Origin of the sequence: Rhodococcus sp. 05-2256-B1, from assembly GCF_002258465.1 — a bacterium.
GTDB classification, from domain to species: Bacteria; Actinomycetota; Actinomycetes; order Mycobacteriales; family Mycobacteriaceae; genus Rhodococcoides; species Rhodococcoides fascians.
The window spans coordinates 62,762-79,547 of record NZ_NOZA01000037.1; the positions used below are offsets into that span (position 1 = coordinate 62,762).

Annotated in this window: 16 protein-coding genes, 1 rRNA gene and 1 riboswitch; of the genes, 8 read left to right on the forward strand and 9 right to left on the reverse strand. The window is 63.7% G+C overall.

From position 1 onward, the window contains the following. Positions 1–2 precede the first annotated feature (2 nt). The 4 genes from hydA to CH285_RS24225 all read right to left on the reverse strand — a co-directional run bounded on the left by hydA (position 3) and on the right by CH285_RS24225 (position 5,656). On the reverse strand, positions 3–1,424 hold the full coding sequence (gene hydA, locus CH285_RS24210) for a dihydropyrimidinase (protein ID WP_094643561.1): 1,422 nt from the start codon (positions 1,422–1,424) through the stop codon (positions 3–5). Further along, positions 1,424–2,263 carry a nitrilase-related carbon-nitrogen hydrolase gene (locus tag CH285_RS24215; RefSeq protein ID WP_204848030.1) on the reverse strand — a complete coding sequence of 280 codons (840 nt, stop codon included), beginning with the start codon at positions 2,261–2,263 and terminating at the stop codon, positions 1,424–1,426. Before CH285_RS24215 ends, hydA begins: the two co-directional genes overlap by 1 nt. A 110-nt stretch (positions 2,264–2,373) precedes the next feature. Next, positions 2,374–3,894, reverse strand: a complete 1,521-nt coding sequence (locus tag CH285_RS24220) for an ATP-dependent DNA ligase (protein ID WP_027497953.1) — start codon at positions 3,892–3,894, stop codon at positions 2,374–2,376. Between the two features lie 196 nt (positions 3,895–4,090). Further along, entirely contained in the window at positions 4,091–5,656 is a 1,566-nt protein-coding gene (locus tag CH285_RS24225; protein ID WP_032389992.1) for a carboxylesterase/lipase family protein, read from the reverse strand. A gap of 101 nt (positions 5,657–5,757) precedes the next feature. Between CH285_RS24225 and CH285_RS28080 the strand changes: the two genes are divergently transcribed. The 6 genes from CH285_RS28080 (at position 5,758) to CH285_RS24255 (ending at position 11,405) form a co-directional block, all read left to right on the forward strand. Next, positions 5,758–6,438, forward strand: a complete 681-nt coding sequence (locus CH285_RS28080; protein WP_176458475.1) for a hypothetical protein — start codon at positions 5,758–5,760, stop codon at positions 6,436–6,438. Positions 6,439–6,554: 116 nt separating this feature from the next. Further along, positions 6,555–7,952 carry a sugar porter family MFS transporter gene (locus tag CH285_RS24235; RefSeq protein ID WP_027497956.1) on the forward strand — a complete coding sequence of 466 codons (1,398 nt, stop codon included), beginning with the start codon at positions 6,555–6,557 and terminating at the stop codon, positions 7,950–7,952. A 62-nt stretch (positions 7,953–8,014) separates the two neighbouring features. Continuing rightward, positions 8,015–8,114: riboswitch (TPP riboswitch) on the forward strand. Beyond that, positions 8,108–8,830, forward strand: a complete 723-nt coding sequence (locus CH285_RS24240) for a TenA family protein (RefSeq protein WP_094643566.1) — start codon at positions 8,108–8,110, stop codon at positions 8,828–8,830. Its footprint overlaps the riboswitch before it by 7 nt. A 23-nt stretch (positions 8,831–8,853) precedes the next feature. Next, the gene (locus CH285_RS24245) at positions 8,854–9,840 is read left to right on the forward strand and encodes an ABC transporter substrate-binding protein (RefSeq protein WP_052055064.1); all 987 of its coding nucleotides are present in this window, start codon (positions 8,854–8,856) and stop codon (positions 9,838–9,840) included. Further along, positions 9,818–10,654 (forward strand): ABC transporter permease, encoded by an 837-nt coding sequence (locus CH285_RS24250; RefSeq protein WP_027497959.1) that lies wholly within the window; start codon positions 9,818–9,820, stop codon positions 10,652–10,654. The genes CH285_RS24245 and CH285_RS24250 overlap by 23 nt, the downstream gene beginning before the upstream one ends. Before the next feature lie 13 nt (positions 10,655–10,667). Then, a complete protein-coding gene (locus CH285_RS24255) occupies positions 10,668–11,405 on the forward strand; it encodes an ABC transporter ATP-binding protein (RefSeq protein ID WP_032374005.1) in 738 nt (245 codons plus the stop codon). Between the two features lie 17 nt (positions 11,406–11,422). On the opposite strand, the gene CH285_RS24260 is transcribed toward CH285_RS24255, so the two are convergent. Continuing rightward, the gene (locus CH285_RS24260; RefSeq protein ID WP_052055061.1) at positions 11,423–12,685 is read right to left on the reverse strand and encodes an LCP family protein; all 1,263 of its coding nucleotides are present in this window, start codon (positions 12,683–12,685) and stop codon (positions 11,423–11,425) included. Between the two features lie 20 nt (positions 12,686–12,705). Further along, entirely contained in the window at positions 12,706–13,362 is a 657-nt protein-coding gene (locus CH285_RS24265; protein ID WP_027497962.1) for an FMN-dependent NADH-azoreductase, read from the reverse strand. Between the two features lie 65 nt (positions 13,363–13,427). On the opposite strand from CH285_RS24265, the gene CH285_RS24270 reads away from it, so the two are divergent. Further along, on the forward strand, positions 13,428–13,790 hold the full coding sequence (locus CH285_RS24270) for a helix-turn-helix domain-containing protein (RefSeq protein WP_032365543.1): 363 nt from the start codon (positions 13,428–13,430) through the stop codon (positions 13,788–13,790). Positions 13,791–13,807: 17 nt separating this feature from the next. Here CH285_RS24270 and CH285_RS24275 read toward each other — a convergent pair whose 3' ends face one another. Beyond that, the gene (locus tag CH285_RS24275; RefSeq protein WP_027497963.1) at positions 13,808–14,128 is read right to left on the reverse strand and encodes a colicin immunity domain-containing protein; all 321 of its coding nucleotides are present in this window, start codon (positions 14,126–14,128) and stop codon (positions 13,808–13,810) included. A 230-nt stretch (positions 14,129–14,358) separates the two neighbouring features. Next, positions 14,359–15,126, reverse strand: a complete 768-nt coding sequence (locus CH285_RS24280) for a hypothetical protein (protein ID WP_094643563.1) — start codon at positions 15,124–15,126, stop codon at positions 14,359–14,361. Between the two features lie 183 nt (positions 15,127–15,309). On the opposite strand from CH285_RS24280, the gene CH285_RS24285 reads away from it, so the two are divergent. Further along, positions 15,310–15,594, forward strand: coding sequence for a GNAT family N-acetyltransferase (locus tag CH285_RS24285; RefSeq protein ID WP_027497965.1), 285 nt, complete (start codon positions 15,310–15,312; stop codon positions 15,592–15,594). A 1,095-nt stretch (positions 15,595–16,689) separates the two neighbouring features. Here the strand turns inward: CH285_RS24285 and rrf are convergent. Next, positions 16,690–16,786, reverse strand: a 5S ribosomal RNA gene (gene rrf / locus CH285_RS24295); the annotation flags it as partial.

Below are 16,786 nucleotides of genomic sequence, written 5' to 3' on the forward strand. Positions count from 1 at the left end.
GCTCAGATCAGATTCTGTGACAGGTCGCGGCGAACAAAGCGGCCGTGTCCCGCAGTGCCGGAATAGGATCCACTGTCGACGATGACGCGCCCGCGAGACATCACGGTGTCCACGTGCCCGTCGATCTCGAAACCCTCGTACGCCGAATAGTCCATGTTCATGTGGTGGGTCTTCTCGACCCCGATGCTGGTGTGCCCGTTCGGGTCGTAGATCACGATGTCGGCATCTGCTCCCGGGCTGATGACGCCCTTTCTCGGATACATACCGAACATCCGGGCCGGGGTGGTGCAACAGACGTCGACCCACTTCTCGAGGGTGATCTTGCCGCTCTTGACCCCCTGGAACATCAAGTCGATGCGATGTTCCACCGAACCGATTCCGTTGGGAATCTTGGAGAAATCGCCGATTCCCATTTCTTTCTGGTCCTTCATGCAGAACGGGCAATGGTCGGTACTGACGGTTGCCACGTCACCGGTGCGCAGGTAGCGCCACAGTTCGTCCTGATGGCCCTCGGCCCGCGACCGCAGGGGCGTCGAGCAGACCCATTTGGCCCCCTCGAAGCCGGGTGCACCGAGTTGTTCTTCGAGCGAGAGATAGAGGTACTGCGGACACGTCTCGGCAAACACGTTCTGCCCGTTGCCCCGAGCCTGCGCAATCTGTTCGAGAGCCTGCTTTGCCGATACGTGCACGACGTACAGCGGCGCTCCGGTGACGTCGGCCAGCATGATCGCTCGATGCGTCGCCTCTTCCTCCAGCTGCCACGGACGCGATGTCCCGTGGAAGTACGGGGCCGTGTCGCCGCGTGCGATGGACTGGGCCACGAGGACATCGATGGCAATCCCGTTCTCCGCGTGCATCATCAACAGCGCACCCGTTTCCGCCGCCGACTGCATGGCGCGCAGGATCTTGCCGTCGTCGGAGTAGAAGACCCCCGGGTACGCCATGAAGAGTTTGAAGCTGGTGACACCTTCGGAGACCAACTCGCTCATGGCTTTCAGCGAATCATCGGTGACGTCGCCGATGATCTGATGAAACCCGTAATCGATCGCGCACCGACCGGCGGCCTTGTCGTGCCACTGCGCCAGAGTGTCCTGGACGCGTTGGCCGGGAGTCTGGATGGCGAAATCCACGATGGTCGTCGTACCACCCCACGCCGCTGCGCGAGTTCCGGTTTCGAAGGTATCGGAGGCGAACGTGCCCCCGAACGGCATCTCCATGTGCGTGTGTCCGTCCACGCCGCCCGGAATCACGTACTTCCCGGTGGCATCGATGACGACGTCCGCCGATGTCTTCAGATCTGCGGCCAAGGACATCGAGCCGGGTGCCAGCACTGCGACGATGGTCTCACCGTCGATGAGCACATCCAGTTCCTGTGCGCCGGTGGTGGATACGACAGTGCCGCCGTGCACGAAGGTGGTGGCCATCAGGGTTGCACCAGCGGGCCGTAGGCGTCGGGTCTGCGGTCACGGTAGAACGCCCATCGGTCACGAACCACTTTGATCAGGTCCATGTCCAGGTCTCGAACGACGATCTCGGGCTTGGAATCCGACGCCACCTCGCCGACGAATTTGCCCTCGGGGTCCACGAAGTAGCTGGTGCCGTAGAAATCGTCGTCGCCGTACTCGGATTCGATTCCGACGCGGTTGATCGCACCCACGTAGTACTCGTTCGCGACGGCCGAGGCCGGTTGCTCGAGTTTCCACAAATAATTCGACAGACCCCGTGAGGTTGCCGAGGGATTGAAGACGATCTCGGCACCGGCAAGTCCGAGAGCACGCCAGCCTTCGGGAAAATGCCGGTCGTAACAGATGTAGACGCCGATGCGGCCGACGGCGGTATCGAACACCGGCCACCCCAGGTTGCCGGGACGGAAATAGAACTTCTCCCAGAATCCGTTGACGTGGGGAATGTGATGCTTGCGGTATTTACCGAGATACGTGCCGTCTGCGTCGACCACAGCAGCGGTGTTGTAGAGCAACCCGGGCTGCTCCTGCTCGTAGACGGGCAGGATCATGACGATCCCGAGCTCTTTCGCCAACGCCGCGAACCGGTCGACCGTCGGGCCCGGTACGGATTCTGCGTACTCGTAGAATTTCGCATCCTGGAGCTGGCAGAAGTACGGACCGTAGAAAAGCTCTTGAAAGCAGACAACTTTCGCGCCCTGCTCGGCGGCTGACCGAGCGAACCCCTCGTGTGCCTCGATCATCGATTCTTTGTCACCGGTCCACGTGCTCTGGACCAACGCAGCTCGAACTGTGGACATCATCGGCACTCCATCTCTCGCTGGCTTGCACCCTCAAGGTATTTTGCGCCGTGTTACGGGATCGTTCGTCCGGTTTCGTATGTATTAATCGTGCACAGTTCTCGGTGCACTCACGAGTTCGAGTTGGGCAACAACGCGCGGACGGCATCGATGGTGTCCGCGGTGGCAAGGTTTTTGTCCGGTCGGTATCGCAACACTCGGGCGAAACGCAGCGCTACCCCGCCCGGATAGCGCGAGCTGACCTGCACTCCGTCGAGTTCGATTTCGACTATCAACTCGGGCCGCAGGTACACGGTGTGCTGATCTCGCTCGCGTTCGTGCTTCGGGAATTCCTCCGTCTGCCACTGCAGCAGCACATCGGTCAGGCCTTTGAACGTCTTGCCGACCATGATCGGTTCACCGCCGTCGGGATCGCGGGCCCCCAGATGCAGGTTGGACAGAAAGCCCGTCCGTCGACCGTATCCCCACTCCGCGCCGAGAACAACGAGATCGAGAGTGTGTTCGGGTTTGACCTTCTGCCAACTCTTTCCGCGCCGGCCTGCCGCATACGGGGCGCTCAGGGCCTTGAGCATGACTCCCTCGTGCCCGGCATCGAGCGCTGCATCGAAGTGGGCAGCCGCCCCGTCGGCGTCGGGCCGTACGGCACTCGGAATCCGATGTCCCGGCGCCACCTTGTCGAGCGCTGCGAGACGCTCTTCGAGTGGAGCGTCGAGCAGATCGACGCCGTCGAGATGCAGACAGTCGAAGAAATAGGGCTGCAGCAACAATTCGTGTGCGCTCTCGGCACCGAACCGGCTCATCGTCTCCTGGAACGGACGCGGCCTGCCACTGTCGTCCAGTGCGAGTGTTTCGCCATCGAGGACCACCGACTCGCAGGGAAGTGCACGGACCAGTTCCACCAGCTCGGGCACACCGGCGGTGATATCGCGCAGGGTGCGGGTGTAGATGCTCACGTCGGATCCTGAGCGATGCACCTGAATTCGGGCACCGTCCAGCTTGTACTCGACCGTCACATCCCCCGCCAGCTGCTCCCAGGCACCCCGAAGAGACTCCGCCGGCGACGCCAGCATCGGGCGAACCGGCCGACCGACTTCGAGCCGAAAGGCGTTCAATGCCTCGACACCACCGGTCATGGCGGCGACGGCAGTGGCAGACAATCGACCGGACAGCATGAACGCCCGCCGCACCGACGCCTGCGGCAGAGCTGTGGCAGCCGCGACAGCGTCGACCATGATGCCCTCGAGCGCACCTTGCCTCAGCTCGCCCGTGACCAACCTGATGACGAACGCACGCTCGTCGGCCGTGGTCCGCGAGAACAAGTCCAGCAGCAGGGCCGAACGTCGCGCAGCCGAACCAGCGCCCGACGTCGCCGCCACCTCGGACAACTTCTCGTCCACCTCGGCAACGGTCAGCGTCGACTCCGAGGCGGACGGGACATCCAGATCTGCGAGTGTGCGCCAGCCGACCCCGATCCGTCCCTGCGGCAATTCGCCCGACAACCACGACACCGCCGGTTCGATGTCACCCGCCTGTGCCTCGGACAGCACAGCACCGAGCTCCTCGATCTTGACCTTGCGCGAACGCGTCGCGGCCACGGCCCGAGAGGTTTCGACAATCCTGGACATCAGCACTCATCGAACATAACCGCACCCACCGACTGGCCTACCCAACCGGGTCAATCCGCAGGCTCCACTCCTGCCTGACATTCAATTGTTACCGCTGTGACTCCAGCGGCCGGTGTTCTTGCTGTTACGTTCGATGTATGCCTGTGACGTCCCGAGCAGGAGTGAAGCCTGCGGAACGACCCGGCGGCGGGCCGGCGACGGGTCAGCTGAATCCCACCACCCGGTCGCCCCAGGCAGCGCGCATGTCTCCGTCGGGATCGTCGACGAGCGTGTCGGACGTATCGATCACCAGAGTCCATCGATTCTTCTCGGTGTACGGGGCCCAGTGCTTGGACGCGTCCAGCGCGGCCGGTACTCCGTACCGCGCGAAGGCCAGCCACCGCCGCTGCATCCGGGCCGACACCGCCATCGCCGGTTTCCGACCCCCCAGCCAGAAGGTGGGATCTCGGTTGAGAGTTCCGAAATTGCCGAACACGTACGGCAGTTCGGTCGCGTGGCCGGCCCCTACTCGCGCGGCCTTGAGCATCGGCGTCGCGTGATCGAAACGGTACATCCAGGTCGGCGAATGCCTACTGTGCCCGTCGGCGATCCACAGACTCGGCATGACGAAGCCTGCATCACGCGAGATCGCCTGCGCCCCAGCGGGTTTGTTCCTGTCCGGGTAGGCGGCCATGATCTCCGCGATACGCGAGGCGGGCATGTCCGCGTGATCGTGCGCGATGGCCCGGAACATCTCCGAGACGGTGTCGGACGTGATCGGCATCAACGGGGACTTCATGAACCGGAAGATCGAGGGCTCGTCGTGATTGGTGCCGATGATCAACGGAATTCTGTGCGACAGACCTTTTTGAAAGGCCGCGACCGGGTAACGGGGCACGATGTCTCCGTCGACGACGGGCGAAAGTCCCAGTGTCCCAGGCACTGTGGTCGGAATCTCGTAGCAGAGGGTGTCCCCCGCGGTGACCAGTCTGCTGAAGTGCATCTCGAGCAACTCGCCGACGTCGTCGCGGTCGACCCCCACGAGCTCGAGGAACCGGGCGGCCACCGCAGCGCCGCGTTCGGGACCGTACACGGACGTGGCCGGGGCACTTTGCACGATCGCTCGATGGAAGAGCCCCTCGGCCTTGGGCGAGGTCATCAGAGTGGTGACCGACGCGCCACCGGAGGACTCGCCGAAGACGGTGATCTCGTCGGGGTCCCCACCAAAGGCGGAGATGCACTCCCGGACCCAGTGCAGCGCCGCAATCTGGTCGCGCAAGCCGAGATTGGTCTCGAAGACGTGTTCGTCGGTGGAGAAGGACGACAGATCGAGAAAGCCGAATGCGCCGAGACGAAAGTTGATCGAGACCACGACCACGTCGCCGTTCTCGCTCAGATGTCGCCCGTCGTACACCTGTTGCGCGGACGAACCGAGCGAATACGCGCCGCCGTGGATCCACACCAGCACCGGACGCAGTTCGCCGTCCGGCCGTGGTGCCCACACGTTGAGCGACAGGCAATCCTCGGAGATCGACAACGACGGATCGATCGGGACCGGGCTGTCGCGGCCCTGCGGTGCCATCGCACCGAAGTGCAGACCGTCGAGCACGCCGTTCCACGGCTGCAGGGGACGCGGTGCTCGAAACCGCAACTCACCCACCGGCGGTGTCGCGTACGGAATACCCCTCCAGGCGACTGTCGGCGATGCGTCGGCCGCAACCGGGTAGCCGAGAACGTCGCCGTACGGCGTGCTCACACGGACGGTGGAGTCGGACGTGGTGTCGTCCATCGCACCTCCCTTCGGGTCGTTGCTCAACGTACCAACTCCATCCCCGACGCCGGCCCGCTCGAAACCCCCGGCAGCGCTCCCATCGAACCGAGGAACGAGTCATGAAGAGAATTGGATACGCCCTGGCGGCGGTCGTCGGAGTGTTCCTGTTGTCCGCCTGCGGTTCGGGCGGCGGAGGTGACGGACCCATGGCGACGGTCATCACCGACCGCCCCCAGCCGATCACCGCGGTTCCGACCACCGACCGTGGCCTGCCGTCGAGCACTGTGCCTGCCACGCCATCCTCCACGACACCGTCCTCCACGACACCGTCCAGCACCACACCGTCCAGCACCACGAAGACCACGCCGAGTGCGGTTGCCCAGCAAGCGAACCCGACGCAGTACGCAGGCAAGGCTCCGGGCTGGTACTACTTCACGAGCCCCAGCGGCAAGTTCGAGTGCGGTATAGCCGTACAAGAGACGTCGATCGCCGGTTGCCACGGCTCGCTGCCCGACTCGGCCCCCGAGGTGACCGACAGTGCATCCTCCGACCGGGTGAAACCCAATTCCGTGCAGATCATCGCCGGCTCCCCCGCGAAGTTCGAGAGCCTGGGCGATCCCAAGTTCCACCGATTCGACGGACCCGCGGCGGCACTCCCGTACGGCGAAGAACTCACCGTGGCGGGTAGTGGATCCACCAACGGGCTTCGATGCAGCGTCGACGAGCAGACCGGAGTCACCTGCACCGATCAGGTCGGCCACGGTTTCACCGTCTCGGACGACGATTTCGACCTTCGCTGACGGCGTCGTTCGCGCGGCGAAAGACCAGGCGTAATGTCCCAGGACGGTACGACAATCCCTGCCGTACGGTCTCCCCAGCGGCCGGCGCCCGCGCGCGGCCAGAAGGTGCATCACACATGAATCAGACCTCGGACCGTCACACAGCGAAGGTCATCGGCGTCAGCGTCGCCGCCGCTGTAGGCGGCTTCCTGTTCGGCTTCGACAGTTCGGTCATCAACGGAGCTGTCGATTCGATCGAAGACCACTTCTCTCTCGGCTCGTTCACCACCGGCTTCGTGGTTGCGATCGCCCTGATCGGCTGCGCGATCGGTGCCTGGTTCGCCGGTAGCCTCGCCGATCGCTGGGGCCGCAAGAAGGTGATGCTGCTCGGCTCGGCCCTGTTCGTCATTTCCTCGGTCGGCTCCGGGCTCGCGTTCAGCGTTCCCGATCTCATGCTCTGGCGTGTGCTCGGCGGTCTCGGCATCGGCATCGCGTCGGTCATCGCACCGGCCTACATCGCCGAAATCGCGCCCGCCAAATGGCGTGGCGCGCTGGCCTCGCTGCAGCAATTGGCGATCACCATCGGTATCTTCGCTGCCCTACTGTCCGACGCCCTTCTCGCGGGTGCGGCCGACGGAGCCTCCAACGACCTGTGGTTCGGTGTCGAGGCGTGGCGCTGGATGTTCCTCGTCGGTGTGGTCCCCGCTCTGGTCTACGGAATCCTGGCCACCCTGATCCCGGAGTCACCCCGCTACCTGGTGGGTCAGCATCTGGACGAGGAAGCCGCCGCGGTTCTGGCGAACATCACCGGCGAGCTGCATCCCGACGAGCGAGTGCACGAGATCAGGCTGACGCTGCGCAAGGAGGCCCGATCGTCGTTCGCCGACATCCGTGGCCCCAAGTTCGGTCTGCAGCCGATCGTCTGGGTGGGCATCACGATGGCCGTCCTGCAACAGCTGGTCGGCATCAATGCGATCTTCTACTACTCGACGACGCTGTGGCGGTCGGTCGGGTTCACCGAGGACCAGTCGTTCACCACCTCGGTCATCACCGCGGTCATCAACGTGGCCATGACGTTCGTGGCGATTCTGTTCGTCGATCGCATCGGCAGGCGCAAGCTGCTGATGGCGGGGTCCATCGGAATGTTCGTCGGACTCGTCATGGCATCCGTCGCCTTCTCGCAGGCGACCGGCAGCGGCGACGAGGTCAGTCTGCCGTCGCCGTGGGGTGCGATCGCGTTGGTCGGGGCGAATCTGTTCGTCATCTTCTTCGCATCGACCTGGGGACCGATCATGTGGGTCATGCTCGGCGAGATGTTCCCCAACCGGATGCGTGCCATGGCTCTCGGTATCGGTACGGCTGCGAACTGGATCGCCAACTTCGCTGTCACGCTTGCCTTCCCACCACTGACGTCGTCCGTCGGACTGTGGGTCATCTACGCCGGCTTCGCGCTCTTCGCTGCGTTGTCGTTCCTTTTCGTCAAGTCCAACATCCGCGAGACCAAGGGCATGGAGCTCGAGGACATGCTGGGCTAGACCCAGGCCGAGGTGAAGGGGCAGTAACACCGGCACATGGTGACCGGTGTTACTGTCACTGACGTTCTGACACGGGGTGTGTCCGCCGATGCGGATGCTGAGATCAAACCCGCCGAACCTGATGCAGGTAATACTGACGAAGGGATGTCAAGGCGATGACGCCTGTTGTATCTGCGGACCCGGTCCGCTTCACCGATCGACTCTGGGACGCATCCGCGCACATCAGACGCGCGATCGACGATCTCGAATTCCTCCGCCGGCTCGGTGCGGGAACCCTTCCCCTCGACGCGTTCCGTCGATATCTGGAACAGGATTCGCTGTATCTCGGTGGCTACGTGAAGTCGCTGTCCCTGCTGGCAGCGCACGCGCCGACACCGGTGGCCGGAGCCTTCTGGGCCGGCGCTGCAGCGAGCGCGATGGACGAGGCCGCCTCGCACGAGGCAATGCTCACCGGAGGCGTTCTTCCGTCCTCCACCGAGACGCCGACGCCTTCACCGGCATGCCTCGGCTACACCTCCTACCTGACGGCCGTCGCCGCGACCGAGCCGTATCCCGTTGCGGCGGCAGCTGTGCTGCCGTGCTTCTGGATCTACGCCGACGTCGGCCGCTCGCTCGCCGGAGCGGCGAAAGCCGTGCTCGCACGCGATCCCGGTCATCCCTACGCACAGTGGGTGGCCAACTACGACGCACCCGAATTCCATGCCCTCGTCGATGCCGCCAAGGGCTTCGTCGACGACGCGGCCGACTCTGCGACGGAACTGCAGCGTGAGCAGATGATCGACGCCTTCGTCGTTGCGTCGAGGTACGAATTGATGTTCTGGGACAGCGCATTACACCCCACTCCGTGGCCATCGACCGAGAGCGCGGTGCACGCATGAGAACGTTTCGATTGCTCACGGTGATGGTGGCGACAGTCCTCGCAACCACGGTGATGGCCGGCTGCTCACAGTCGACGGATTCCGACACCATCCGTTTCGCCCTCGACTGGACTCCCAACACCAATCACACCGGCCTCTACGTCGCCCTTCAGGAGGGCTACTTCGCCGACGCCGGGCTCGATGTGGAAGTACTGCCGTACAACAACACCGCCGCGGACACGCTCGTCGATGCAGGCAACGCCGAGTTCGGTATCAGCACCCAGAGTTCGACGGTCTTCGCGAGATCCGCCGGTGCCCGGACCGTGTCCGTCCTCGCACCACTGCAGCACTGGGCCACCGGCATCGGAGTGCGTGCGGATCGGGACGACATCGCGAGCCCACGCGCACTCGACGGCAAGGTCTACGCCGGTTTCGGTGAATCCGGCGAGCAGGCCGGGCTCCGGCAGGTCATCGAGAACGACGGTGGCACAGGCGAATACGAGACCGTCGTGCTCGGCACATCGGCCTACGAGGCGGTGTACTCCGGCACTGCCGACTTCACCGTGTCCTACCTCGCGTGGGAGGGCATCGAGGCAGAGCACAGCGGAACGCCGATGAAGTACTTCGATTACACCGATTACGGGTTCCCCGACGCCTACGCCATCACCATCAGCGGAAACGAGCCGTGGCTGGCTGCGCATCCGGACGAGGCGAAGAAGTTCGTGCAGGCGCTGCAGCGTGGCTACCAACTCGCAGCGGACGATCCGGACAAGGCGGCTCAGGATCTGATCGACGCCAATCCCGGTACGTTCACCGACGAATCGTTGGTGTTCGAGAGTCAGAAGATGCTCGCAGAGAAGTACATGAAGGATTCCGCGGGCGAGGTCGGACGACAGAGCATCGAGACGTGGACCGCGTACTCGAAGTTTCTCTACGACAGCGGGGTACTCACCGATCAGAACGGTGCACCGCTGAGCGCCGAACCGGACTGGTCCACCTATTTCACCGATGACTACCTCGGCGATCGATGAGCCGGTGACCGCTGAGCGAGATACGTTCTCGCTCAGCGGTGTCCGAGCTTCGTTGCGGTGGGCATGGCCCGCGGTGACCGTCGTCGTCCTGTCGATCGCGGTGTGGCAGATCTATGTCGAGGTCAGCGGCATCAGGCCACAGGTACTGCCCTCCCCCGGCCGCGTTCTCACGCAGGGCTGGGCCCAACGCGAGGCGATTGCCGAGAATGCCGCAGCGACACTGCAGGTGACACTCGTCGGTTTCGCAGTCTCTCTCGTGCTGGCCTGGCTGCTCGCCATCGCCGTGGACTTCTCGCCGTGGCTGCGCCGTGCGTTCGTACCCTTGTTCGTCGTCTCGCAGACACTGCCGATCATCGCCATCGCACCGCTGCTCATCATCTGGTTCGGGTTCGGACTGTTACCGAAGATTCTCGTGATCGCACTGGCGACGTTCTTTCCCATGGCCATCGGGCTCATCGAGGGGTTCGCCGCCGCAGATCGCGACGCGCGAGCCCTCCTGGCCACCATGGGGGCCGGCCGCTGGCAGCAGTTCCGCTACGTACGGCTGCCGTCGGCACTTCCTCGATTCTTCACCTCGCTTCGCATCGGCATCACCTACGCCGTCGTCGGTGCGATCTTTGCCGAATACGCAGGAGCCACCGCAGGACTCGGTATCTACATGAGTCAGCAGAAGAATTCGTTCCGTACCGATTTGGTACTTGCAGCCGTTGCCGTCACCGCGGTGATCAGCGTGCTCCTGTTCGTCTCGACGTTCGTGGTCGAACGCGTCGTCGCCCCGTGGGCACGTCAGGGCTCGGCGGGCCACAATGTCTGATGTCGAGCCCACAATGTCTGACGTAGAGCACAGCATCGACATCTCGGCTCTGAGAAAATCGTTCGGCGGAAAACCGGTACTCGACGACGTGTCGTTCGGAGTCCGGCCCGGTGAATTCGTGTCGATCATCGGTCCGAGCGGGTCGGGCAAGAGCACGGTGTTCAACATGCTCGCCGGCCTCGATACACCCGATTCGGGCTCGGTCCGAGTCCCGCCGTGCGCGTACATGCCGCAGAAGGACCTGCTGTTCCCGTGGCGATCGGTGCTCGACAACACCTCGCTCGGCCTCGAAGTACAAGGCGTCGCCAAGAAGGAGGCACGAGCGCGGGCACGCGAGTTGTTCCCGGTGTTCGGTCTCGACGGGTACGAGTCCGCTCGCCCGTCCGAACTGTCCGGTGGCATGCGGCAACGAGCAGCACTGCTGCGCACCGTGGTGCAGGGACGGTCGGTGTTGCTGTTGGACGAGCCCTTCGGGGCATTGGACTCGTTGACCCGTAGTGACATGCAGGCCTGGCTGCAGCAGGTCTGGTCGGAGTTCAGGTGGACGGTGCTGATGATCACCCACGACATCCGCGAGGCGGTCTACCTGTCCGATCGGGTGGTGGTCCTCTCGCCACGACCCGCCCACGTTCGACGGCAGGTCGACGTACCGCTGCCTCGACCCCGGGAGCTCGAGATCGTCACGACGCCGCAGTTCGCCGCTGTCGAGAAGCAGTTGATGGATGTTCTGTCGAGCACGCCGAACCATTGACCTAGCCGACGCAGGGCTCAGTCGACGCAGGGGATGCCGCCGTTGCTGTGCACACCCTGGTCCGGGGCGGCCGGTAGGTCGTGGGACGGCTCGGGTACGGCTACCTCGAGCGGTGGTGGTGCCGGATCCGATGTCGGATCGAGGGCTGCGGGTGTCGGCTGCGCAGGACCGATCAATCGCGCTGCCTCGGCTCTGATGGCGTCGACGTCGACGAGATTGACGTCCTGACCGTCGACGGTGTCGTAGCCCGTGATCGGCAGCGTGTAGAAGTCGATATCACCCTTCATGACGGCACCGGCTCCCCCGGCCAGGCCGATCGGGTCGAGGCCCGCGTCGATGACGATGTCGTTCTTGGTACCCGCGATCAGCGCACGCAATTCGCTGATGTTCGCCAGCACGCCGGATGCGCTGAGCTTGGCCATCACCCCGGCCACGAACGCCTGCTGCCGCTTGGTTCTGTCGAGGTCACCGTTGTCGAGTCCGTGCCGTTGACGCACGAAGGACAACGCCTGAGTCGCGCTCAACTCTTGCGCACCCGCGGGGAAGTCCGCACCCGAGTACGTATCGTGCACCGGGTTGTTCAGGCAGACCTGGATCGGGCCGACTGCCGTCGCCACGTCGTAGAATCCTAGAAGATTGACTTCCGCGAAATGATCGATGGGCACATCGAGGAGATCGCGAACGGCCATCAGTGTCGAGCGGCGCCCCGCCTCGCGTGCTCGACGCTCACGCTCGGCCGCGTCGGTGACACCCTCGTCGAGCAATTGGGTGTCGGCATCGGCCTTGGCGAGCCCGTAGGCCTCCTTGATCTTGCGCTTGCCGTACCCGGGAACGTCGACGTAGTCGTCGCGCGGTATCGACAGCGCTGTCGCTCGTCCACCGCCGGCCGGAAGATGCACCAGCAGAAGCGTATTGGTGTTGTATCCCCCGACGTCGCTGTCACCGGCATGCAGGGTGTCGGTGACGAACGCGGCCGGCAGATCGTTGCCGTCCATGTCCTTACGACTGTCGAGCCCGATCAGCAGAATGTTGGTGTCGGCACCGTTGACATCCGGATCGTTGTTCGCGATACCGTCGAGCGCATCGGAGGTGGTCAGTCCGGTGGTTGCCTCCCGGTACACCGCGAATCCGACGCCACTGACTGCGACGGACGCCACCGCCGCCGTCGCGACGAGCACCCGGCCGATCCGCAGCGCAACAGCGTGGTCGCCGGACGGACGCGCCAACCGGTGGCGTCCTGGTCCACGTTCGATGCCGCTACCAGGGCCGTTCGGTTGCACCCTGACAGGCTACTCGGCTCTCACACGGGCGAGATCGTGCCCAGACGCCGCGCGAGCTCGTCGACGGCCGAGAATGCCGCGTCGAGGCTGGCCCGAGCCTGCGGAATCTTCGGTGCCAGACCGGCAACCCGCTCGGCAAGGGTCAGGTCGATCGGGACGAAATGCACGTCCATGCCCAGTGCAGCACCGAGAACCTGCCGCAGCTGCCCCGTGGTGTGGTCGATCGACGCTGCCTCCGAGCCCGGGGTGTACTCGTTCCCCCGACTGGTGACCACAACCGCAGGCTTGCCGACGAGTGGTGCTGTGTCGCCGTCGAACGGCACCGTGATGCCGGGAACGTGCACGTAGTCGATCCACGCCTTCAGCGTCGACGGGATCGACCAGTTGTACATCGGCGCACCGATCAGTACGACGTCCGCGGAGATCAGTTCCTCGATCAGCTCGACTTGAAGAGCCTCGGCTGCCGCGTCCACGGTCTCGTCGGCAGTCCGCAGGTGCGGTGCCCAATGCAGTGCCGAGGTCGGCAGATGTGGCAATGCATTGACGTGCAGATCACGGCGAATCACCGAATGATCGGTTCCGATGGTGTGCCACGCGTCCGAGAAGTGGGCTGTCACCCGACGGCTGATCGAACGGGACAGGTCGGCAGACGAATCCAGGTGCAACAACTGCGGCACTGAAACACTCCTCGGATGGTGGGTGTCCCGAGCCTAGGCGAACCGGACGCTCCTATCCTGGTCGGATGGACTTCCGATTCGTCACCCGCGCGCTGAGTTCGCGCTCTGCCGCACGAATCACGACGGCACTGCACGAGAACACGGACACGGACGTCGATGTCCGTCTCGGTGGCGTGTCGGTGGACCTGGACGACTCCGCGCGCGCTGCGGTGCTCGAACTGCTCACCCAGCTGGCCACCGCCAGGGCTGTGGCCATCGGAACCGTCGAAGAACTGCTGACGACCTCGCAAGCGGCAGAGGTACTCGGTGTCTCCGACACCTACGTTCGGCGCTTGGCCGACGCCGGAGACCTACCGATCGAAATGCGTGGCACCCACCGACGCTTCCGGCTGGAAGACCTTCTGCGACACCGTGATCGATTTCGCTGACGTGCTGCGGTGGCCGATCAGCCGGCCTCGCGCTCGAACTGCTCGGACTGCAATGTCATGAGGTCACGAAACGCGTGGCCGGCCGCACGCCACAGCTGTTCCGCATCGATGTAGTCCACGCCGCGAAGGTCGACGTCTCCCAGATACGCCCCGACGTCGACCGACAGCATCCCGATCACCGACGACACCTCTGCATCCAGGTATGTCACCCGCGTGTTCTGAAGTTCTCGAAACTGCGTCGAGAAGAATTCCGCCGGAATTCTCCGGTCGACGAACTGTGCGATGAGAAAAAGGAAGCGGGACGAATGAGCGGATGCCGCTCGGTATGACTGCTCCATGGTGAATACCTCTCCCCACGGTCGACAGCACCCCTCGCACTGTCGACCGTCGAGCTCGCTGAGACCCGAAACCCGATGCACAGACGAACTCTCGAGCATCGATTCGACCCAGCGATTGAAACAGGGAGCTCGTCGTACAAGCGCCAGGTTAATCAGACACTTCGACGGTTTCCGCACGTTGCGCGAAGTTGGTGAAAGCTCACAAAATCATGGCGTTCACCTGCTAGTTCTTACTGAAAGGAACCGAGAGGGGCGCGATCGGGAGTGTCCAACTGCCAGAACTGCCAGCCGTCCCGCTCCTCGACATCTCCACTGATGTGCGTGGCGACGGCACTGGCGGCGACGGACGGGTTGTCGAACCGTCGACCCTCCATCGGCCCGGCCGTGATTTCCAGGCGCTGAGTCTGCGGGTCGAATCGCCCGCTGAGCCGGTATCCCTCGCAATCGGCCACCACCCGTACCCGGTTGTCGATCACTTCCTCTTCGACGACGACCTTGGACTTCCGCGTTGCTTTGACCCTGGGCGTGCGAACCCACGTCTGCTCGGGTCCGACGTCGACCGACGTGTCCAGGGTGGCGCTCAGTCCCAGCAGTTCCCAGCGTTCGCTGCCGTGAGCCACCCTGTCGACTGCAATGGCGTGATGCCCGGTTCGCGTCCGTAGCGGCGAGTCCTGTACCCACAGATCCACTTCTCCGCGAATATCCGACGCCATCTCCTCGGAGGACACCATGTAGAACCGCGGTTCCTCGGTTGCCAGGTCCACGAACACCCAGTACGACGACCCCGTGTCGTCGCTCGCGAGCGACTCGTCCTGTCTGCGGGCCTTCCAGTCGCCGGTCACCTTCGATCGCACCCGCACGATGCACGAGGACTTACCGTCCATCGACCAGACCTGAACGGGATTGCGGCGCGAGGTGGTCAGACGCTCCGCGCGTCCACCGCGCTGCGCGACGGTTCTGATGAAAGCCTTGATTCCCCGGTCGGATGTGTCTTCCACGGTTTGCCGCCTTAAGCCTCGAGCGCCCCGTACTTATGAAGAGAGGTGTTGCGACGGGTGGCGCTCGCACGACTCGGTTTCCCCCAGCCTACTGCGTCGATGCGTGCTCGAGTAACTACCGAACGATCGCCGTTCGGTTGCCGGTTACCGTGGAGACATCGAATACTGCCAGGAGGTACCGCAATGCCGGTGACGATCACCCATGACACCGCCGCCCACCGATTCGAGATTCACGTCGACTCCGAGCCGGCCGGGTACTCCGAGTACTTCGAGTCGAACGGCGTCCGAACCTTCCACCACACCGTGACACTGCCTCGGTTCCGCGGCCGAGGGCTGGCCGCCGCGCTCACCGAATACGCCCTCGACGACACCAGCACGCAGGGCCTCCAAGTGGTCCCTGCGTGCTGGTTCGTGCGCGACTTCATCGACGCAGCCGGCGATCGATATTCACATCTGGTCAAACGATGACCGGTCAGCGATTTGCCGAGACGAATCCGGACCCGATACCGGATTCAGAACTGTCAACGTTTCCGGCTTTTCCATCGTCGTTTCCGGTGGTTGCCTCGTCCGATTCCTGAACGGTTTCGATTCGATCTTGTGCCGCAACACTTTCCGCAGCCCGCTCGGCTGCTACGCGACGCCGTTCGTAGTTCTCGACACCCCGGGCAACCCGTTGTCGATGTTCACTCAAGACATGTTCGTAGTACATCTGTTCTCCTACAGAAAGAATGGACGCCTCACACGGAGCACAGCCGTGCGGCGCAAAATAGTCGACGCGTCGTTGTCGAGGCTTATCGGCCTCGATCCGCGAAAGCTCTACTCAGAGAGCGTGATCGGCATTAGCCGCGGATCGCGTGTAGACGACGCCCCGGCCTGCGAGCTCGAAATTTGCTGCCATTGTCCACCTCCACGATCGATGCGATGTACCCGTACGACGATCATGCACTGCCGAGGCATCGAACTCCACTGATTAAATTCCGCGCTCGAGAATTGTTGTGCAGCTGGACTTTTTAGGGGCGCACTCGAACGAGTGGTGGAGTGTGGCCCGACTACTTCGATTCGATCGGTCGGTAGGCCTTCCCGGTGTACGCGAACGCGCGCGCGTTTGTCAGGTACGCGCAGTCTGCTGTCGCTGTTCTGCTCGCGTGTGCGAACGGGGTGGGGTGGCGCGCCTCAGCGGGCGACACGGTTGGGGATCACCGATCCCCTTTGTCTGCGCGATGCGCTCGCGTATGCGACGGGGGGTGGGTGTTGCGAGTGAACGTCCGGCACTGTCGGAGGCGACGTGGTGCCGGCACCTCTGGTGCTATGCGAATGCGCGCGCGTTTGTCGGGTGCGCGCGGTCTGGTGTCGCTGTTCTGCTCGCGTCCGGCGAACGCGCTCGCGTTCGCGGCCCTGGGGCGAGGGGACGGGGGTCCGTATGGCGATGATGGGACTGGGGGTGCAGGTGTCGATGCCTGCGCCTTCAGGTCAACGAAAGGGGTGAATACTGTTGTGTGGGTGTTGCTTTCGAATGCAAAATGCCCCTGACCACGGGTGGTCAGGGGCATTTTGGGATGTTGTGTTCGGCGGTGTCCTACTCTCCCACACCCTGTCGAGTGCAGTACCATCGGCGCTGGAGGGCTTAGCTTCCGGGTTCGGAATGGGACCGGGCGTTTCG